Raw genomic sequence first — 18,546 nt, 5'->3', positions numbered from 1 at the left:
GTAGGAGGGTGTCACGGATGCGGAACCAAGGCCAATATCCGATCCGGATACAATCGTCTTTTGCGGCAGAGTGAGCCGGAGACGCGGCGCAGCGATCAGGCGAGCACGCCCTTTGCCGACATGCTGCGCGCGTAGATCAGGAAAAAGACCAGCGCAGACCAGATCGTGAGCACGAGTCCCACCGGTGCTTCTTGTGGCGGATGGAGCCAGAAGGCCTGGGTCAGCTGGCTGACGGCAAGGCCGACAAGCGAGAGCGCGAAGGCAGGCGCGGCCTGGCGTGAGCGGGCAATCAGCAGGAGCGAGCCCAGCAGCGAACCCCAGACGCCGAGCGCCCAGAACGCAGTGAGCCAGGCAGGGAGCGCGGCCATGTAGGCAGCGCTTTCGGCGTTCATGCCGTTGGCGGCGAAATAGCTTTCAGGCGAGAGCTTCGACATCAGGTAGTCGTAGCAGCCGAACAGGTTCCACAGCAGGCTGAGGACCGCGATGATCCAGAAGGACGCAGGCGTTTTCGGTCTTGGGTTCAGGGGCATTGGTATTCTCCCTCTCCGGCGCAGAGCTTACGCCGGAGAGGGAGGGCTGGCAATCAGCCGTCTAGATCGGACGATTGCCCCCTCCGTTGTCATTGCGAGCGTAGCGAAGCAATCCAGAGCGTGAATGCTTGCCGCTCTGGATTGCTTCGTCGCTACGCTCCTCGCGGGTGACGAAGGCGGGATTCTGGATCACTCGGTTGGCGATCAGCCGTCCTGATCGGTGGCCAGATCGGACCATGCCCACGCGAGCGTTTCGCGGAAGGCGAAGCGATCTATGTGGCGCTCGACCGCGCCCTTCAGGCCGTCACGCTGGCCAGGCTCGCTGGCATCGATCCGGCATTCGAGCGCTTCGGGGTGCGCGGTGAAGGTGACCACCGCATCCCCCGCCCACGCGGCGCCGCGCGCATCGCGGGGAAAGGTGACGGTGCCGTGCTGCGCATCGAAGGTGACGGCGAGGTTGTGTTCCCAGTGCTTGCAGACCTGCTGGAGGTACTTGCTGGCATGCTGGGTGGCGACATGGGCGGTGGCAGCGGCGCTCATTGCGTGGCTCCCAGGCGTTCGATCTTGCGCGCAGCTTCGTCGAGGATGTCGGCGATCTGGTGGCTGGTCGCCTCGTCCACCCCGCCAAAGGCTTTCTGGCGCAGCGCGAGCATGAGGTTGGCGACGGCGCGACGGAGCGGCGGGCTGCCGCTGCGGCCCTCCGCCTCCTGCCGAGCCTTGCCGAAATCGCCGAGGCGCTGGACCACGGCCTTGGCCTCATCGAGCCGCGCACCAAGCTCGGCGCGGCCGGCTTCGGTCATGGTGAAGGCCTTGCGAGCACCCTCGCCCGGCACTTCGGTGATCATGCCTTCATCGACGAGCAGCTGGAGCGTGGGATAAACCACGCCAGGGCTCGGCGCATAGGCGCCGGCGGCGAGCTCTTCGATCGCCTTGATCAGTTCGTAGCCGTGCCGATCCTGCTCATCGAGGAGGAGCAGGAGGAGAAGGCGCAGTTCGCCGGGGCCGAACATGCGGCCGCCGCGCCCGCCATGGCGGCCACGTCCGCGAAAGCCTGGGCCTTCATCGTCCCAGTCTTCTCCGCCGCCCCAACCGCCGAAGCCACTGCCTCTGGGGCCCCAGCCCCCGAAACCGCCACCGCCGAAGCCGCGCGCCATCATTTTCATGGCGATGTGATGTTTGAAGCCATGTCCATGGCCGTGTCTGTCGAATCGCATTGTGCGTCCTTGATGTTTCATGATGGCTCTAAGATATATCTTAAAATACTCTTGGCAAGAGGGTGGATGCAAATTTCTGCGCGGGCGGCTAGACCGTGCCGACGATGGCCGACCTGTTCGCCCCTGCCCCTGCCGAAACGCCGCGCGGAGCCGCCGCAGACGATGCGCCGCTGGCCGAGCGCCTGCGTCCGGCACACTTGGGCGAAGTCGTCGGGCAGGATCACCTGACGGGACCGGACGGCGCGATCGGGCGGATGGTCGCAGCGGGGAAGCTTTCCTCGATCGTGCTGTGGGGGCCACCGGGCACGGGCAAGACGACGATCGCGCGGCTGCTCGCCGATGCCGTGGGGCTGCGCTACGTGGCGATCAGCGCGGTGTTTTCGGGCGTGGCGGACCTCAAGAAAGCCTTCGCCGAGGCCGAGGCGATGGCGCAGATCGGGCGCAAGACGCTGCTGTTTGTGGACGAGATCCACCGCTTCAACCGCGCGCAGCAGGACGGGTTTCTCCCCTATGTCGAGAAGGGGACCGTCACGCTGGTCGGCGCGACAACCGAGAACCCGAGCTTTGCGCTGAACGCGGCGTTGCTGAGCCGGGCGCAGGTCTTGATCCTGCACAGGCTGGACGCGGATGCGCTGGGATCGCTTCTGGCGCGGGCGGAGGAACTGACCGGCCTCAGGCTCCCCCTCACCCCGCCGGCGCGCGAGGCGCTGATAGCCTCGGCGGACGGCGACGGGCGGTTTCTGCTGGGGCAGGCCGAGACCTTGTTCGATGTCTCGCTGCCCGCGCCGCTGGGGCCGGAAGAGCTCGCGAAGTTCCTGATGCGGCGCGTGGCGGTCTACGACAAGGACCGCGACGGGCATTACAACCTGATTTCGGCGCTCCACAAGGCGCTGCGCGGATCGGACCCGCAGGCGGCGCTCTACTACATGGCGCGGATGCTGACGGCGGGCGAGGAGCCGCTTTACGTGCTGCGGCGGCTGGTGCGCTTCGCCAGCGAGGATATCGGCCTCGCCGATCCGCAAGCGCTCGTGCAGTGCCTCGCGGCGAAGGATGCCTACCAGTTCCTCGGCTCGCCGGAGGGGGAACTCGCCATCGTGCAGGCCTGCCTCTATCTGGCGACGGCGCCCAAATCGAACGCGGCCTATGCGGCGCAGAAGGCGGCGTTCGCGAGCGCGCGGGAGACGGGATCACTGATGCCACCCGCCAATATCCTCAATGCGCCGACCAAGCTGATGAAGGATATCGGCTATGGTGCGGGCTATGCCTATGACCACGAGGCCGAGGATGGCTTTTCGGGCGCGGACTACTGGCCCGAGGGGATGCCGCCGCAGACCTATTACAAGCCGGTGGAGCGCGGGTTCGAGCGCGAGATCGTGAAGCGGCTGGAATGGTGGGACAAGAAGCGGCGCGAGCGGCGGAGGGAATGAGGCCGAGCCGGTTTCGGCACTTCGCCGCCATCGACTGGTCCGGCGCTGCCGGGGAGCGGCACCGCGGGATCGCACTGGCGATCTGCGGTGAGGGCGGTGCTGCGCCGCAACTGGTGCGACCGGGGCATCGGTGGTCGCGGCCTGAAGTCCTTGCATGGCTGCGGGAGGACCTGCCAGCGGATACCTTGGTTGGGATGGACCTCGGCATCTCCCTCGCCTTTGCGGACAGGGGGGCGTTCTTTCCGGGCTGGGCGGAAAGCCCCGCCGATGCCAAGGCGTTGTGGGCGCTGATTGATGCGGTGTGCGAGGATGAGCCGCACCTTTCGGTGGGCGCGTTTGTCGATCACCCCGAAGCTTCAGCGCATTTCCGGCGGCATGGCGGACGCGAGGGCGCGGCGTTTGGAGGCGGGCGGGGACGGTTCCGCGTGACCGAACTGGCGCAACAGGCGATGGGCTGCACGCCTTACTCGAACTTCAATCTAGTCGGCGCGGCGCAAGTGGGCAAATCGAGCCTTTCAGGGATGCGCGTGCTGCACCGTCTGGCGGGACAGCTGCCAGTCTGGCCGATCGATCCGCTGCCGGAGGTAGGCTCAGTGGTGTGCGAGATCTACACGACGATCGCGGCGATGGCGGCGGGGCGCAGCGCGGGGCGCTCCAAGATCAGGGATGGCTTGGAACTGGATGCAGCGCTGGCGCGGCTGGGCAGCGCGCCGGTGGGGCTGACGGGCGCGGTCGACGACCATACGAGTGACGCGCTGGTGACCGCCGCATGGCTGCGCACCGTGGCCCACGAACCGGCGCTGTGGGCGCCCGCAGGCCTGACGGTGGAGATAGAAGCAACCGAAGGCTGGACCTTCGGGGCCACCTGACGCTATGGACGCCCCAGCGCCGGCTTAGCTCAGTTGGTAGAGCACCTGATTTGTAATCAGGGGGCCACGGGTTCGAATCCTGTAGCCGGCACCACTTCCTGCGGATCAAAACAGCGTCGTCAGCGCATAGAACAGCGCGCCGACCGCCGCCGAGGCGGGGATCGTGATGATCCATGCGACGACAACGCTCTGCGCCACGCCCCAGCGCACCGCCGAAGCGCGGCGGGCGGTGCCAGCGCCGATGATTGCGCCGGTCACGGTGTGAGTCGTCGAAACAGGAATACCCAGTGCCGAGACACCGAACAGCACAATCGAGCCGGCGAACGAGGCGCTGAAGCCCTGATGCTGCGAGAGCTTGGTGATGCGCCCGCCCATCGTCTCGATGATCTTCCACCCGCCGGTGAGCGTACCGAGGCCGATCGCGATGTAGCAGCTGATCGCGACCCAGTGCGGCACTTCGAAGGGGCCGGTGAGGCGGCCGGTGGAGTAAAGCAGCACGGTGATGATCCCCATCGTCTTCTGCGCATCGTTTAGCCCGTGGCTGAGCGAATAGGCGGCGGAAGACAGGAGATGCAGATAGCGGAAGCGCGTTTCCGCCCCGCGTGCCGTGGCATGGCGGAAGAGCCAGCTGGTGAGCAGCATGACCAGCATCGCCAGCAGCATGCCGATGGTGGGCGAGAGCACGATGGCGATCAGCGTCTTGTTGAGGCCGCTCCACTGGATGCCGGTCATGCCGGCGTGGGCGAGGCCCGAGCCGATCAGGCCGCCGACGAGGGCATGGCTGCTCGAGGAAGGAATGCCCTTGAGCCAGGTGAGGATGTTCCACACCGAGGCCCCGATCAATGCGCCGAAGACGACAGCGGGGGTAACAAGGTCCTTGTCGATCAGCCCCTTGCCGATGGTGGCGGCGACCGCCTGCAGGCTGGGGAAGCTAATCGTGAGGAAGTAGGCGCCGGCGTTGAACACCGCCGCGAACACCACCGCCTGCACCGGAGTGAGCAGCCGCGTGGCGACGACCGTGGCGATGGAGTTCGCCGCATCGTGAAGACCGTTGAGATAATCGAACGCCAGCGCGATCGCGATCAGCCCGACCAGCAGCGGGAAGGCAAGCTCATGCATGGCTTACGAATGATCGATCACGATGCCGTCGATCTCGTTCGCAGCATCTTCAAAAGCGTCGACGATGCGTTCGAGGTGCTTGTAGACCTCGCGCTCGACCACGAAGCGCAGCGTATCGGTGGCGCCGTAATCGCGCAGCGCGCGCCGCAAGCCCTGGGCGTGGATCTCGTCTGCATGGGCTTCCATGCGCACCAGCCGCTCGGTCAGTTCGTGGAGCCGCGGGCCGTTGCGGCCGACATCGCGCAGCAGCGGCACGGCTTCGGCCATGACGCGCGCGGCATCGACGATGATCGCGGCCATGTCGCGCATTTCGGGGGCGAAGGTCTTGAGTTCGTAGATGGCAATCGCGTTGGCAGCGGAATGCATCTCGTCCACCGTATCGTCCATCGCGCCGATCAGGCTGGTGATGGCGCCGCGGTCGAACGGGGTGAGGAAGGTCTTGCGCACGGTCTGCAGCACTGCGCGGGTGATCTCGTCGGCGTCGTTCTCCCGCTCGACGATTTCGCGGATGTGATCGGCACCGGACGAGCCTTCATCGAGCAGTCGGGCCATCGCATCGGAGGCCGCCAGCACCGTGGTGGCATGGGCTTCGAACATGTCGAAAAAGTTGCCCGATTGGGGCAGGAGACGCTGAAACCAGGCGAACATCGATCCGATCCGTGTGTGATGTGCGACCGCCCCTAGCACACTCGTGCGCTGTGTCGCTGCCTTGAATTCGGATGCGGCGAAGGATCGGATAAGATCGCTGAGATCGGGCTCGTCGACCGCTTCGGCGGCTTCGGCCAGTGTGAACCAGCGGCGCTCGCGCTGGTGCTGCTCCTTCCAGGCGGCGAGTTCGCGCGTGACGGCGAGCGGGAAAACATCGACATCGACCATCAGCGAGGCGCCGTTGCCGCGCTTCTTGCGGTAGCGGAAGCTGCCGAGCGGCGTGGGGCAGACCGCACCCGCGACACCGGCTTCCTCTTCCGCCTCGCGCGCGGCGGCAAGGTGCGGCAGCATCGAGGCGCTGAGATTGCCCTTGGGGATGACCCAGCGCTTCGTCTCGCGCGAGGTGACCAGCATCAGCCGCACCTGGGTATCGGCGGCTACTTCTTCGAAGCGATAGGGCAAGGCGGCGATCTGTCGGATGGTAAGACTCCCGGTAAAACCGAGGGTCTCTAGACCATCGGTTATGCGGTAACGCCAGTTTGGTGACTGGAATTTGACAAGATATCGTCAGATTTCATGGCCAGTATCGCGCTTGCTTACACAATCCCCGCGCCAAGACCCACCGCTTTGCGTTCCTGCGCCTTGCGCGAACGATACTGGCTGAGGCGATAGGCCTCGAGCACATCGATCGCGCCGCCCGCCTCCATCCGCGCCATCGCGAGGATTGGGGCGACATCGGTGTTGTAGGCACGGCGCAGCGCCTGGAAGGCCATCATCGTATCGTTGGCTTCCTGCGCGGCGTGGAGCGCGGCGCGGTCCACCAGCGCGGCCTTGGCGTAGCACTGGGCGATGGTTTCGACGGAAGAGAGCATCGATTCGATAGGATCGGTAACGTTGTGCGACTGGTCGATCATGTAGCTGGGGTTGAAGCCCCCTTCCCGTTCATTGGCGCGCGGATTGGCATCGGCCTCGGCCAGTTCATTGAACACGAGGAACAGCTGGTGCGGGTTGATCGAACCTGAATCGAGGTCGTCGTCGCCGTACTTGCTGTCGTTGAAATGGAAGCCGCCCAGCTTCCCGAAGCGGTGGAGGCGCGCAACGATCTGTTCGATGTTCACGTTCGGCGCGTGGTGGCCGAGATCGACGAGGCACTTGGCCTTGGGTCCGAGCTCCTGCGCGGCAAGGATCGAAGAACCCCAATCCGAGATGACCGTGGAGTAGAATGCGGGCTCGAACATCTTGTGTTCGAGAAGCATGCGCCAGTCGTCCGGAAGCGCGGCATAAATCCGCGCGGCAGCTTCGAGATAGCGATCGAGGCTGCGGCCAAGATCCTGCTGGCCGGGGAAATTGGTGCCATCGCCGACCCACACGGTGAGGTCTGTCGAACCGAGCTGGCGGCCGATTTCGATGCATTCGATGTTGTGATCGATGGCCTGCTGGCGTGTGGCGGCATCCTGCGCGGCGAGCGAGCCGTTGGCGTAAGTGTGCGGCTGGCCGGGCTGATCCTGAAACGTGTTGGAATTGACCGCATCGAAGCCGAGGCCGAGGGTGGCAGCTTCCTCACGCAGGGCCTTGTAATCGCTCACCTTGTCCCACGGGAAATGGGGCGAGACGCGCGGCGTGGTGCGCCCCAATTGCTGGATGACGGCGCAGTCTTCCAGCTTTTCGTGGATGTTCGTCGGCTCGCCCGGGATCGGGAACTTCGCGAAGCGCGTGCCGCCGCGCCCTGCGCCCCATGAGGGGACGGCGACGGAGAACGTGGCGACCTTGGCCTTCACGGCGTCGATATCGATCCCGGCGCGGGCGAGCTTGCGCCCCAAGGCGCCGTAGTCGTCTTCCAATGCCTCGCGGTGCGCGTGGTTGCGGTCCGCGATGAGGTCGGACGAAATGGGCATTTCGGTCATTCTCTTGTCCTCTTCCGCTTACCGGGTGAACGCCTGCACGTTGCCGGCGTCAACATTGATCATGTTGCCGGTGGACTTGGCGGATAGATCGGAAGCGAGCCACGCGGCGGCTTCGGCGATGTCTTCGGGCAGCACGTCGCGCTTGAGCATCGAGCGGTTGCGGTAGTGGGCTTCGAGTTCCTCGCCCGCATCGACCTTGTTGGCGGCGGCGCGTTCCTTGCGCCAGTCGCCGTCCCAGATGCGGCTACCACGGATCACGGCGTCGGGGTTCACGATGTTGACGCGGATGCCATCAGGCGCGCCTTCCAGCGCAAGGCAGCGCGCGAGGTGGTTGGCGGCGGCCTTGGCGGAGGCATAGGCGGAGGCCCCGGCAGCGGCAGCGACGGCGTTCTTGGAGCCGATGAACACGACCGAAGTGCCGCCCTGATCCTTCATGCGCTTCAGGAGCGGCCATGCGGCGCGGGCGGTGAGGAAATAGCCCTGGGCCAGGACATCGTGGTTGCGGTGCCAGAGGCTTAGCGTGGTTTCCTCGATGGTGGCCGAGGAGGCGATGCCGGCATTGGCGACGAGCATGTCGAGCCCGCCGAACTCGCGCGCGCAGGTGGCAAAGGCGGCAGCGACAGCGGCTTCGTCGGTCACGTCGCAAGTGGCGGTGCGGATGACGTCCTTGCCGAACCGCTGTGCGAGGCCGGTACGGGTGGCCTCCAGCGCCTCGCCATCGCGGTCTGCCAGCAGCACGCAGGCGCCCTCCTTGAGGAGGCGGACCGCCGTGGCGGCGCCGATGCCCCCTGCCCCGCCCGTGACGAGCGCAATGCGGCCAACCATGGGCTTGGGCGCGGGCATACGCTGGAGCTTGGCTTCCTCGAGCAGCCAGTACTCGATGTCGAAGGCTTCCTGTTCGTCGAGCGCGATGTAATCCCCGATGGCCTCGGCGCCGCGCATGACGTTGATCGCGTTGCCGTAGAATTCGCCCGCAAGGCGCGCGGTGGTCTTGTCGGTAGCAAACGTGATGCGGCCCAGGCCCGGCACCAGCACGACGACGGGGTTGGGATCGCGCATGGCGGGGGAATTGGGGCGTTTGCAGCGTTCATAATAGGCGGCGTAGAGCGCGCGGTAATCGGCGAGCTGCTGCGCGAGGTAGGCGTCATCCGTCAGGCGTGCAGGATCGAGCGTGAGCGGCGCGATCTTGGTGCGCAGGAAGTGATCGGGGCAGGAGGTGCCGAGCGCGGCGAGGCGTTGGAGGTGCGCGCTGCCGGTAAACTCGAGCGCTTCGGCATCATCCGAGAAATGGCCGACTTTCCGCCGCGCGCCGGTCATGAGGCCGCGCAGGCGGGGCATGAGATCGGCGGCGATCGCGTGGCGGTCAGGGTTTGGCGCGACGATCTGGCCGCCGAACGCGGGCTTTCCGGCCATCGCCTTGTTCAGGTAGCGCGCGGCATCGGCGATCAGGCTGATGGTGTGTTCGTAGGCGGCCTTGGCGGTATCGGCCCAGCAGATGATTCCGTGGCCGGCGAGCATGACGCCTTGAACCTCAGGGTGTGCGCTGACGTAGTCGCGGAGCATCACGCCCAGCGTGTAGCCGGGGCGCTTCCAGGGGAGCCAGCCGATCCTGCCGCCCCAGATTTCCTTCGTGGCCGCCGCCCCGCCCGAGCTCGCGGCAAGCGCGATGATCGCATCGGGGTGGACGTGATCGACATGCGCGAAGGGCAGCAACGAATGGAGTGGTGTATCGATGGAGGCGGCGCGGCCATTGAGGTTGAACGTGCAGTGGGGGAGGAAGCCGACCATGGTGTCGTCGTCATCCGGGCCGGAATAGTGCGCTTCGAGGGCGAGGAGCTTTTCCTGATAGAGCGTTGAAAAACCGTCCAGCTTCATCGAGCCGATATCGCCGCCCGAGCCCTTGACCCAGAGCACGGGGACTTCCTCGCCGGTGAGCGGATCGGTGCCGGTGAGCTTGGCCGAGGTGTTGCCGCCGCCGAAGTTGGTGACGGTGAGATCGCTGCCGAGGAGGTTCGAGCGATAGAGCAGCAATTCCTCCGGGCTCAGCGTGGCGGCATGCGCATCGTCCCAGCGGCTGGTGGGCACAGCGAAGGGAAGCGCAGGGGCAACTGGGGTATGGGCGTTCATGGCATGCATCCGGCAGCGGCAGCGAGGCTGCCTTCGAGGCGGTTGCTAACATTTCTACTGGAAACGATCAATATTGATTGCTAATGATCGTTTTAGATAAAGGGAGACGGGCGCTGAACGAGGGCGCTTTCATCGTGATCGATATGGGCAAGAGCCTCAGCAAGGTCTCGCTGTGGGACCGGGCAGGGCGACGGCTCGATGCGCGGGCGCGCCCAAACACAGTGTGCGGCGGCGTGCTCGATGTTGACGGGATTGCGGACTGGCTGGTCGAGGCGCTGGGGGCGTGGTCGGCGCATCCGGTGGAGGCCATCATACCGGTGGGGCACGGCGCGGGGGTGGCGGCGCTGCGGGACGGCGCGCTGGCCTTCGCGCCGCTCGACTATGAGGCGGCGATCCCGGCAGAGGTGATGGCGCGCTACCGGGCTGTGCGCGATCCGTTCGCGGTGACGGGCTCCCCTGCCCTGCCCCATGGGCTGAACCTTGGCGCGCAAGTGTGGTGGCTGGCGGAGCAAGGCTTGTTCGAAGGGACGACGCTGCTCCCATGGGCGCAATACTGGGCGTGGTTCCTGAGCGGGGTGGCGGTTAGCGAGGTCAGCTCCCTTGGATGCCATACCGATCTGTGGGACCCGGCAGCGGGGGCGTTTTCGCCGCTGGCGCAGCGGATGGGCTGGGCGGAGCGGTTTGCGCCGCTGGCCCATGCGGGGGAGGTCGTCGGGACGCTGAAGCCGGAGCTTGCGGCGGCGACAGGGCTTTCGCAGCAAGTGCGCGTGCTGGCGGGGGTCCATGATTCCAACGCGGCGCTGCACGGGGCGCGCGGGTTTGCCAACGTTGCAGATCATGAAGCGACGGTGCTTTCGACGGGCACATGGTTCGTGGCGATGCGGCGGGCGCAGGCGAACGCTCCGGTGCTGCCGGAAGGGTGCGACTGCCTCGTCAATGTCGATGTAGATGGCTGCATGGTGCCTTCGGCGCGGTTCATGGGTGGACGGGAAATCGAGATCGCGGCGGGCGGTCAGCCGGTGGATGATCCGGCGGAGCAGGTGGCGCTGATGGACGCGGTGCCGGCCATGCTGGCGAGCGGCGCGATGCTGCTGCCGACGCTTGCGCCGGGCTGCGGGCCGTTTCCGGATCATGCGACGCGCTGGATCGGGGAGCCGCAGGACAAGCGCGCGGCGGCGTGTCTTTATGCCGCGCTGGTGGCGGATGTGGCGCTCGATCTGATCGGCGCGCGCGATACGCTACTGGTCGAGGGGCGCTTCGCGGAGGCCGAGGTCTTCGTGCGGGCGCTGGCGGCGCTGCGTCCGGACTGCCGCGTGATGGTGGCCGAAGGGCCGGCGGATGCGGCGTTCGGCGCGCTGCGGCTGGTCGATCCGGCACTGGCGCCCGCCGCGCGCTTGCGGCAGGTGGAGCCGCTGGCCGGCGATATCGACGCCTATCGCGCGCGCTGGCTGCTGGAGACCGCGCCGTGATCATTGCCAATATCGCCGACTTTCGCGAAGCCGCGCGGCGGCGCCTGCCGCACTTCCTGTTCGAATATCTGGATGGCGGCTCCTATGCGGAAGAGACGCTGCGGCGGAATATCAGCGATTTGGCCGGCATTGCGCTGCGCCAGCGGGTGCTGGCTGATGTGGCGGACATCGATCTTTCGGCGGAGCTGTTTGGCCAGAAAATTCCAATGCCGGTGGCGCTCGCGCCCATTGGCCTTGCCGGGATGAATGCGCGGCGGGGCGAATGCCAGGCGGTACGCGCGGCGGAGAAGGCGGGGGTGCCGTTTACACTGTCCACCGTTTCGGTCTGCCCTTTGGGTGAAGTGGCAGGAGCGGCAAGCAAACCCTTCTGGTTCCAGCTCTACATGATCCGCGACCGGGGGCATATGCGGGCACTGCTGGCGCAGGCGCGCGAGGCCGGGTGCTCGGCGCTGATGTTTACCGTCGACATGCCGGTGCCGGGGAGCCGCTACCGCGATGTGCGCTCCGGGCTGGCCGGGGCGGCGGGGCCGATGGGCGCGCTGCGACGGGCGGCGCAGGCGGCTATGCGACCGGGCTGGGCGTGGGATGTGGGGCTCTGGGGCCGTCCGCATCACCTCGGCAATATCGCTCCAGTGCTGAAGGGGCGGACGGGCCTTGAGGATTTCTTTGCGTGGATGCGCGCGAACTTCGATCCTTCGATCCATTGGCGCGACCTCGATTTCATCCGCAGTGAGTGGTCTGGCCCACTGATCATCAAGGGGATTCTCGATCCCGAAGATGCGCGGCAGGCCGCCGAAGTGGGCGCTGACGGCATCGTTGTCTCGAACCATGGTGGGCGGCAACTCGATGGCGTGCTTTCGACCGCGCGCGCTTTGCCGCCGATTGCCGATGCGGTGGGGGACCGGCTGACCGTTCTGGCGGACGGCGGGGTGCGTTCGGGCCTCGATGTGGTGCGGCTGCTGGCGCTGGGCGCGAAGGGCGTGCTGCTGGGGCGGGCATGGGCCTTTGCGCTCGCCGCCGGGGGCGAAGCCGGGGTTTCCAAGATGCTGGCGCTCATCGACGCGGAAATGCGCGTCGCGATGGCGCTGACGGGGCGCACGCGGGTGAGCCAGATCAGCCGGGACAACTTGGTGAGGGGATAGGGTTTGAGCGAGGCAGCGCACGGGAAAACCGCATGGCGTGACACGATCCTGGCGGGGCTCGCCAACTATATCGATGCGGGCTCGATCGTTTCGGGATCGGTGGCGCTGGCGCTGTGGCAGGAGCAGTATCACCTCTCGCCGGGCTTCCTCGGGTTGCTGGGCGCGTTTGGCCCCAATGCGATTGGCGCCGGGATCGGCGCACTGGTGGGCGGGATCCTGTGCGACCGGCTGGGGCGCAAGACGATCTACCAGTGGGACATGCTGATCTACGCTGCGGGCATGGCGCTGCTGGTTTTCGCGGTGGCGCCGTGGATGATCGTGGCGGGGTTCCTGATCGTGGGTCTTGCCGTTGGCGCGGATATTCCCGCCTCGTGGTCCTTGATTGCCGAGGGAGCACCCGATGGCGCGCGGGCGCGGCATTCGGGCATGGCGCAAGTGCTGTGGTATCTCGGGCCGGTCGTGGTGCTGCTGATGAGCCTCGCGCTCACCAGCCTCGGCGTGCTCGGCGCGCGCATCGTGTTTGCGCACCTGCTGGTGATCGCGATTGCGCTGACGTTCCTGCGTTCGCGCATGGCGGAATCGGTGCGGTGGACGGATGCGCAGGCCTCTGGCACAAAGCGGCCGCCGATTGCCTCGCTGTTCAAGGGCAAGCACCTCGCCTCGATCCTCGGCCTTGTCGGCATGTATGGCTTCTGGAACTTGTGGGCGGGGACCAACGGGTTCTTCTTTCCCTATATCCTGCGCACGGTGGGCGCGGCGACGCAGGCGCAGGCGGTGGGCATTCAAGCGCTGAGCTTTGCCATCGGCATGGCCTCCATCGGGCTCGTGTTCATGCAGCTGGCGGACCGGGTGAACCAGCGCACACTGTTTGCGATTTCCGCCGTCGTTCAGGTGATCGGCATGGCGCTGCTGGCGGTGTTTCCGCTGACGATCCCGGTGGCGCTGCTGCACGTGTTCCTGCTGCAGTTCGGCGGCGGGTTTGGCGCGCAGAGCTTTTTTCAGCTGTGGAGCGCGGAGATGTTTCCCACCATGCTGCGCTCGACCGCGCAGGGGATCTGCTTTGCCATCGTGCGGGTGAGCCTTGGCGTGTTCAGCTTTTTCGTGCCGCTGCTGACGGCGACGGGCTTTACCACGCTGGCGCTGATCCTGACCGGGTTCCTCGTGATCTCGGGCGTGATCGGCTTCGTATGGGCGCCACGGAACGAAGGCAAAAGCCTTGAACAACTCGAGGCCGAACGGCATGACGGTTTTTGATTGCATGTAATCAAGGGGGCACGGGTGCACGCGGCGGAACGCGAAAAGGTGATCGTCGAGGCGATGCAGGGCACCGGCTTCGTCACCTATCGCGAGCTGGAGGCGACGCTCGATGCCTCGCCCGCGACGATCCGGCGCGATCTGGCGCGGCTGGAGGATGCAGGGGCCATCGTGCGGGTGCACGGCGGGGCGAAGCTGGCGGAAGGGCCGCGCGCGCCGGTGCTGCAACTGGCGGGCACGCCGTTCGACCAATCGATCAACCGCAACATGGCGGCGAAGCGCATGATCGGCGCGGCGGCGGCAGAGCTGTGCGAGCCGGGCGAAGGCGTGATGATCGACGGCGGCACGACGACCTTGCAGATGTGCCCGCATCTGGCGGGGCTCGGCCTGCAAGTGCTGACCAATTCACTCCACATCGTGAACGCGCTGCTGCCGCAGGCTGGCACGCGCATTCTGGTGCCATCGGGCACGGTTTTTCGCGAACAGAACATCATTCTGGCGGCGGCGGGCGAGGAATCGATGCCCCGCTTCCACGCGCCCAAGCTGTTCATGGGCGCGGCTTCGGTGGGGCCGCAGGGCGTGATGCAGCAGGACGTGGTGCTGGTGGCGGCGGAACGGCGGCTGATCGACCGGGCCGAGCAGGTGATCCTGCTGGTGGATTCGGCGAAGTTTGCTTCGGGCTCCGGTACGATCGTGTGCGGGCTGGACGAGGTGGACGTGCTGGTGACGGACGCGGGGATCGCGCCGGAGCATGCAGCGATGGTGAAGGCGGCGGGAGTGGAGCTGGTGGTGGCGTCCTAGTTCGGCGTCAGCACCATCTTCAGCGCTCCAGCCTCGCGCGCTTCGAACAGGCGGTAGGCTTCTGCACCTGCGCTTAAAGGCATGCGGTGCGTGATCGTGCGTTCGGGTTTCAGGCGACCGGACTGGACGAGCGGGAACAGCGCCGGGAGTTCCTCCGGCACAGAGCAAGTGCCGATGCGGAAGGTAAGGCTGGCGGCGAAGGCGCGTTCCAGCGGGAAGGCGAAGCGGCGCGATTGCTGGACGCCGATGACCGAGACGGTGCCGCGCGGGCGCACGAGGCGGAGCGCGAAATCGACCGTCGCGTCGCTACCGACGACTTCGACGACGCAATCGAGCTTGCGGCCCTTGGTGTCTGCCTTGATGCGTTCCAGCGCCTCGTCCGGGTGGAGGGTAATCGCGCCTGACGCTTCCGCCATCGCGCGGCGTTCGGGGATCGGATCGATCGCGTAGACCACGTGGGCGCCCATGACATAGGCGCTTTCGACGGCCATCAGGCCGATGGGGCCGAGGCCGATCACCGCGACCGACGCGCCAGGGCGGATATCGGCCTGCCGCGCGCCGAACCATGCGGTGGCGAGCGCGTCGGTCATCATCAGCGCCTGCTCTTCGCTCACGCCTTCGGGGATGGGGACGGCGTTCATGTCGGCGGCGGGGACCCGCACGGCTTCGGCCTGCGAGCCTTGCAGGCGGGCGGAGAGGCCGTAGCAGGCGCTGGCATTGAACTCGCAGGTGTGGACCACGCCCGCGAGGCACGAGCGGCAGCGGCCGCAGCCGACTGCGGCGGGGAGCATGACGAGATCGCCGACCTTGTGGCGCTGCACCGCGCGGCCGACTTCGACGACTTCGCCCACCGCCTCGTGGCCGACGCAGAAGCCCACGTCCTCCGAGAAGCCATGGCCGTGATAGATGTGGAGGTCCGAGCCGCAGATCGAGCAGGCGGTGACGCGCACGACGGCGTCTTCGGGGGACTGGGGCGCCGGATCGTCCATGCTTTCATAGCGGACGTCGCGCGCGCCGTAGTAGCGCAGGGCCTTCACAGCGAGAGCCCTCCATCGACGATCAGCGTTTGCCCGGTGACGTACGACGCGAGCGGCGAAGCGAGGAACAGGACCGCGCCGGCCATGTCCTCCGGCGTGCCGAGCCGGCCTTGCGGGATGCGGGCGATGGAGCCGGCGAGCCGTTCGGGATGGTCGGTGGTGACTTTGGTGAGCTTGGTGGCGACGAGGCCGGGGGCGATGCCGTTGACCCGGATACCCTCGGCGGCAAAGGCATTGCCGAGCGTGCGCGTAAGGCTGACGGCGCCAGCCTTGGATGCCGCATAGGCCGGGTTGCCGATATTGGCGCCGAAAGCCGCGACCGAACTCACGGTAACGATGCTGCCCTTCGCTTCGGCCAGTGCGGCGCGGAACCGCCTCGCGCAGTGCATCAGGCTATCGAGATTGACCGCCATGACCTTGTCCCAGCCCGCGCGCTCGAACTCGCCGCGCTTGTAGACGACGGTGCCCTGGCAGAGGACGAGGACGTCGAGGCTGTCAAACGGCGCAGGCGCGGCTTCGATGGCATCGGGATCGCCGACATCGACGCAGGTGTAACCGAGGCCGGCAAGATCGGACCCTTCGGCGGGATCATAATCCTCCGCTCGCGCCCGCGTGCCCCAGACATGAACGGCTGCCCCGCGCAGACGGAAGGCATGAGCGATGCCGTTGCCGATGCCACTCGATCCGCCGATGACGAGGACCTTGCGGCCGGTGAAATCGGTATCGCCGTTCATGGACATGCTCTCTCCCGCGGGGCGGTTCGCCCTCTCGGCGCTTCTTTTCGGCAGGGAACGGCGACAGTGCAAGGGTTTGCACCATTCGTTCAGAAAAGTAGCGAAGAACATGAACGGATGCCAACATGGCATTCAGGCTCTTGCCACCGCGAATCAGGCACAACGGCTTCATCGGCACCAGTGAAGGGGTACGACGATGAAGACGATCTCGAAGGTTCTCACCACGGCGCTCGCACTCGGCAGCGCTCTTGCCATTGGCGGCGCGGCGAGCGCGCAGGACTGGCGCGGCCCGGGCTATGGATACGGCTATGGCAGCGGGTACGGCGGTTATCAGCGCGACCCGCGCGAGCAGGGCCAGATCGACCGCTACCTCGTCGATTCCACCTGCTCCGGCCAGCGCGCCTATCTGCTGGAAAACCGGCTGCGGCGCGAAGTCGGCAGCGGCCAGATCGACCGCCGGACTGCATCACGCATCCAGCGCTCGATCGACGACCTGCAGGACCATGAGCGCCACGAATGCCGCGAGCGTGACTTTGCCTCGGCACGCGATATCGGCAAGAGCTACATCCAGATCCGCGCATGGATCGACCGGGAATCGGGCCGCTATCCCGCAGGCGGCTACTGGCGGCGGTAGATAAGGTGCGCTCCCGGCCCGAACCGGGAGCGCATCCCTTGCATCAACCCCGGCCGCGGTAGGGGGCGACGCCCTGATCGGGGACCCACAGCCCCTCGGGCGCAGGCCCACTTTGCCAGAACACGTCGATGGGAATGCCGCCGCGCGGATACCAGTAGCCGCCGATGCGCAGCCACTGCGGGTTCATTTCGGCAAACAGACGCTGGCCGATGCCGACGGTGACGTCCTCGTGAAAGCCGGCGTGATTGCGGAACGCGCCGAGGAACAGCTTGAGCGACTTCGATTCCACGATCGTCGCGCCCGGGGCGTAGTCGATCACGATATGCGCGAAATCGGGCTGGCCGGTTACCGGGCAGAGCGAGGTAAACTCGGGCGCAGCAAAACGCACGAGAAACAGCGAGCCGGCGCGCGGATTGGGCACGTAATCGAGCACCGCCTCCTCAGGCGAAGCGGGCAGGCTGCTCGTCTGGCCGAGGTGGAGGGGGGTTGCGCCGATATCGGTCATGGCAGGTCCTTTCGTCCCGGCGCCTTTGCACCGCCGGGCACGAGGGAGCAAGCGGGCGCTTGGGGCAGGAGAGGGGAATGGCGGTTTCGTCCCATTTTTGGCGTGACGAGGGCGGGGGGCGGGTCTAGTCTCACCCCCAAAGGACCCGCAAAGACGGGCCGCATGCAGGACGGAGCTGACCCATGGATTCCCTGGTCTCGACCCAGTGGCTCGCCAGCGAGCTGGGCGCGAGTGATCTGCGCATTGTCGATGCGAGCGCATTTCTGCCCGAGCACGGCCGCGATCCGGTGCTCGAATACGAGGCCTGCCACATCCCGGGCGCGGTGTTCATGAACCTTGCCGAGCTGGCCGATCCCGCGCAGCCGGGGCTCAACATGCTGCCCAGCGCCGAGCGTTTTGCCAGCAAGATGCAGAGCCTCGGGCTCGGCGATGGCAGCCGCATCGTGCTCTACGACGACAGCCCGGTGAAGACCGCGACGCGCGCATGGTTCATGCTGACGATGTTCGGTGCGGCCAATGTGGCGCTGCTCGATGGCGGGATCGCCAAGTGGAAGGCGGAAGGACGCAGATGCGCGCAAGGGCGCGAGACGCTGCGGCATCGGCACTTCACCGTGTGGAGCGACGACCGGCATGTGCGCAGCAAGGCCGACGTGCTGGCGAACCTCGATACGGAGCGCGAACTGGTGGTCGATGCGCGGGGGCCCGGGCGGTTTACCGGCGACGTGCCCGAAGTGAAGCCGGGCCTTGCCAGCGGCCACATCCCCGGCGCGCGCAACGTCTATTACGCCAGCCTGTTCCAGCCAGACGGGACGTGGAAGAGTCCTGACGAGATCCGCGCCGTGTTCGAGGCCGCAAGGGTTGATCTGGCCCGCCCGCTGATCACGAGCTGCGGTTCAGGCGTGACGGCCAATGTGCTGATCTTTGCCGCGCACCTGATCGGCAAGCATGATGTGGCGCTCTACGACGGCAGCTGGAGCGAATGGGGCGCGGACCCGGCAACGCCCAAGGAAACCGGCGCGGCGCGTTAGGATTTCGGTTTGCAGGCGCTTGCCCCTCCCCCGTTCGGGGGAGGCTGGGTGGGGGTGCGCGGCGATTGAATGGCGAGCTCGGTTACCCCTCCCCAACCCCTCCC

Annotated in this window: 18 protein-coding genes and 1 tRNA gene; 9 read left to right on the top strand and 10 right to left on the bottom strand. The window is 66.6% G+C overall.

The features are described 5' to 3' along the window. Positions 1 to 95: 95 nt before the first annotated feature. The 3 genes from Q0082_RS10570 to Q0082_RS10560 all read right to left on the bottom strand — a co-directional run bounded on the left by Q0082_RS10570 (position 96) and on the right by Q0082_RS10560 (position 1,744). Entirely contained in the window at positions 96 to 530 is a 435-nt protein-coding gene (locus Q0082_RS10570; RefSeq protein WP_298192281.1) for a hypothetical protein, read from the bottom strand. 204 nt (positions 531 to 734) lie between these two features. After that, the gene (locus tag Q0082_RS10565; protein WP_298192279.1) at positions 735 to 1,070 is read right to left on the bottom strand and encodes a DUF2218 domain-containing protein; all 336 of its coding nucleotides are present in this window, start codon (positions 1,068 to 1,070) and stop codon (positions 735 to 737) included. After that, entirely contained in the window at positions 1,067 to 1,744 is a 678-nt protein-coding gene (locus tag Q0082_RS10560) for a PadR family transcriptional regulator (RefSeq protein WP_298192277.1), read from the bottom strand. The genes Q0082_RS10565 and Q0082_RS10560 overlap by 4 nt, the downstream gene beginning before the upstream one ends. Positions 1,745 to 1,848: 104 nt before the next feature. On the opposite strand from Q0082_RS10560, the gene Q0082_RS10555 reads away from it, so the two are divergent. The 3 genes from Q0082_RS10555 (at position 1,849) to Q0082_RS10545 (ending at position 4,134) form a co-directional block, all read left to right on the top strand. Further along, complete coding sequence (locus tag Q0082_RS10555; protein WP_298192275.1) at positions 1,849 to 3,171, top strand: replication-associated recombination protein A; 1,323 nt, start codon at positions 1,849 to 1,851, stop codon at positions 3,169 to 3,171. After that, positions 3,168 to 4,040 (top strand): hypothetical protein, encoded by an 873-nt coding sequence (locus Q0082_RS10550; RefSeq protein WP_298192273.1) that lies wholly within the window; start codon positions 3,168 to 3,170, stop codon positions 4,038 to 4,040. Before Q0082_RS10555 ends, Q0082_RS10550 begins: the two co-directional genes overlap by 4 nt. Positions 4,041 to 4,058: 18 nt before the next feature. Beyond that, positions 4,059 to 4,134: transfer RNA gene (locus Q0082_RS10545), tRNA-Thr, on the top strand. Positions 4,135 to 4,145: 11 nt separating this feature from the next. Here the strand turns inward: Q0082_RS10545 and Q0082_RS10540 are convergent. The 4 genes from Q0082_RS10540 to Q0082_RS10525 all read right to left on the bottom strand — a co-directional run bounded on the left by Q0082_RS10540 (position 4,146) and on the right by Q0082_RS10525 (position 9,838). Continuing rightward, complete coding sequence (locus Q0082_RS10540; protein ID WP_298192270.1) at positions 4,146 to 5,159, bottom strand: inorganic phosphate transporter; 1,014 nt, start codon at positions 5,157 to 5,159, stop codon at positions 4,146 to 4,148. 3 nt (positions 5,160 to 5,162) lie between these two features. Continuing rightward, positions 5,163 to 6,224 carry a DUF47 family protein gene (locus Q0082_RS10535; protein WP_298192306.1) on the bottom strand — a complete coding sequence of 354 codons (1,062 nt, stop codon included), beginning with the start codon at positions 6,222 to 6,224 and terminating at the stop codon, positions 5,163 to 5,165. Positions 6,225 to 6,403: 179 nt separating this feature from the next. Beyond that, entirely contained in the window at positions 6,404 to 7,711 is a 1,308-nt protein-coding gene (rhaI, locus tag Q0082_RS10530) for an L-rhamnose catabolism isomerase (protein ID WP_298192268.1), read from the bottom strand. Between the two features lie 18 nt (positions 7,712 to 7,729). Next, positions 7,730 to 9,838: a bifunctional rhamnulose-1-phosphate aldolase/short-chain dehydrogenase gene (locus Q0082_RS10525; RefSeq protein ID WP_298192266.1), complete on the bottom strand. Its 2,109-nt coding sequence runs from the start codon at positions 9,836 to 9,838 to the stop codon at positions 7,730 to 7,732. Positions 9,839 to 9,981: 143 nt separating this feature from the next. Between Q0082_RS10525 and Q0082_RS10520 the strand changes: the two genes are divergently transcribed. Genes Q0082_RS10520 through Q0082_RS10505 form a run of 4 tightly spaced genes read left to right on the top strand, consistent with a single transcriptional unit; the run spans position 9,982 to position 14,504 of the window. After that, positions 9,982 to 11,307 (top strand): carbohydrate kinase, encoded by a 1,326-nt coding sequence (locus tag Q0082_RS10520; protein WP_298192304.1) that lies wholly within the window; start codon positions 9,982 to 9,984, stop codon positions 11,305 to 11,307. Continuing rightward, a complete protein-coding gene (gene lldD, locus Q0082_RS10515; protein ID WP_298192264.1) occupies positions 11,304 to 12,449 on the top strand; it encodes an FMN-dependent L-lactate dehydrogenase LldD in 1,146 nt (381 codons plus the stop codon). The genes Q0082_RS10520 and lldD overlap by 4 nt, the downstream gene beginning before the upstream one ends. 3 nt (positions 12,450 to 12,452) lie before the next feature. Next, positions 12,453 to 13,703, top strand: a complete 1,251-nt coding sequence (locus Q0082_RS10510) for an MFS transporter (protein WP_298192263.1) — start codon at positions 12,453 to 12,455, stop codon at positions 13,701 to 13,703. Continuing rightward, positions 13,704 to 14,504, top strand: a complete 801-nt coding sequence (locus tag Q0082_RS10505) for a DeoR/GlpR family DNA-binding transcription regulator (protein WP_366522546.1) — start codon at positions 13,704 to 13,706, stop codon at positions 14,502 to 14,504. Here Q0082_RS10505 and Q0082_RS10500 read toward each other — a convergent pair. Together Q0082_RS10500 and Q0082_RS10495 are read right to left on the bottom strand one after the other, a co-directional pair. Then, on the bottom strand, positions 14,501 to 15,541 hold the full coding sequence (locus tag Q0082_RS10500; RefSeq protein ID WP_298192261.1) for an alcohol dehydrogenase family protein: 1,041 nt from the start codon (positions 15,539 to 15,541) through the stop codon (positions 14,501 to 14,503). The genes Q0082_RS10505 and Q0082_RS10500 overlap by 4 nt on opposite strands. After that, positions 15,538 to 16,275 carry an SDR family oxidoreductase gene (locus Q0082_RS10495; protein ID WP_298192259.1) on the bottom strand — a complete coding sequence of 246 codons (738 nt, stop codon included), beginning with the start codon at positions 16,273 to 16,275 and terminating at the stop codon, positions 15,538 to 15,540. The genes Q0082_RS10500 and Q0082_RS10495 overlap by 4 nt, the downstream gene beginning before the upstream one ends. A gap of 196 nt (positions 16,276 to 16,471) precedes the next feature. Between Q0082_RS10495 and Q0082_RS10490 the strand changes: the two genes are divergently transcribed. Beyond that, complete coding sequence (locus tag Q0082_RS10490; protein ID WP_298192257.1) at positions 16,472 to 16,909, top strand: histidine kinase; 438 nt, start codon at positions 16,472 to 16,474, stop codon at positions 16,907 to 16,909. Between the two features lie 43 nt (positions 16,910 to 16,952). Here the strand turns inward: Q0082_RS10490 and queF are convergent, their stop codons facing one another. Then, entirely contained in the window at positions 16,953 to 17,414 is a 462-nt protein-coding gene (queF, locus tag Q0082_RS10485) for a preQ(1) synthase (RefSeq protein ID WP_298192256.1), read from the bottom strand. 182 nt (positions 17,415 to 17,596) lie between these two features. Between queF and Q0082_RS10480 the strand changes: the two genes are divergently transcribed. Beyond that, a complete protein-coding gene (locus Q0082_RS10480) occupies positions 17,597 to 18,442 on the top strand; it encodes a sulfurtransferase (RefSeq protein ID WP_298192254.1) in 846 nt (281 codons plus the stop codon). Positions 18,443 to 18,546: the final 104 nt, after the last annotated feature.

This window comes from Novosphingobium sp. (assembly GCF_027489515.1).
Classification (GTDB): domain Bacteria; phylum Pseudomonadota; class Alphaproteobacteria; order Sphingomonadales; family Sphingomonadaceae; genus Novosphingobium.
This window is presented reverse-complemented; position numbering and strand designations above follow the sequence as displayed.

Coding starts and splice junctions, on each gene's coding strand:
- Q0082_RS10570 (WP_298192281.1), bottom strand. CDS start 530: ATGCCCCTGAACCCAAGACCGAAAACGCCTGCGTCCTTCTGGATCATC.
- Q0082_RS10565 (WP_298192279.1), bottom strand. CDS start 1,070: ATGAGCGCCGCTGCCACCGCCCATGTCGCCACCCAGCATGCCAGCAAG.
- Q0082_RS10560 (WP_298192277.1), bottom strand. CDS start 1,744: ATGCGATTCGACAGACACGGCCATGGACATGGCTTCAAACATCACATC.
- Q0082_RS10555 (WP_298192275.1), top strand. CDS start 1,849: ATGGCCGACCTGTTCGCCCCTGCCCCTGCCGAAACGCCGCGCGGAGCC.
- Q0082_RS10550 (WP_298192273.1), top strand. CDS start 3,168: ATGAGGCCGAGCCGGTTTCGGCACTTCGCCGCCATCGACTGGTCCGGC.
- Q0082_RS10540 (WP_298192270.1), bottom strand. CDS start 5,159: ATGCATGAGCTTGCCTTCCCGCTGCTGGTCGGGCTGATCGCGATCGCG.
- rhaI (WP_298192268.1), bottom strand. CDS start 7,711: ATGACCGAAATGCCCATTTCGTCCGACCTCATCGCGGACCGCAACCAC.
- Q0082_RS10525 (WP_298192266.1), bottom strand. CDS start 9,838: ATGAACGCCCATACCCCAGTTGCCCCTGCGCTTCCCTTCGCTGTGCCC.
- Q0082_RS10520 (WP_298192304.1), top strand. CDS start 9,982: ATGGGCAAGAGCCTCAGCAAGGTCTCGCTGTGGGACCGGGCAGGGCGA.
- Q0082_RS10495 (WP_298192259.1), bottom strand. CDS start 16,275: ATGAACGGCGATACCGATTTCACCGGCCGCAAGGTCCTCGTCATCGGC.
- Q0082_RS10490 (WP_298192257.1), top strand. CDS start 16,472: ATGAAGACGATCTCGAAGGTTCTCACCACGGCGCTCGCACTCGGCAGC.
- queF (WP_298192256.1), bottom strand. CDS start 17,414: ATGACCGATATCGGCGCAACCCCCCTCCACCTCGGCCAGACGAGCAGC.
- Q0082_RS10480 (WP_298192254.1), top strand. CDS start 17,597: ATGGATTCCCTGGTCTCGACCCAGTGGCTCGCCAGCGAGCTGGGCGCG.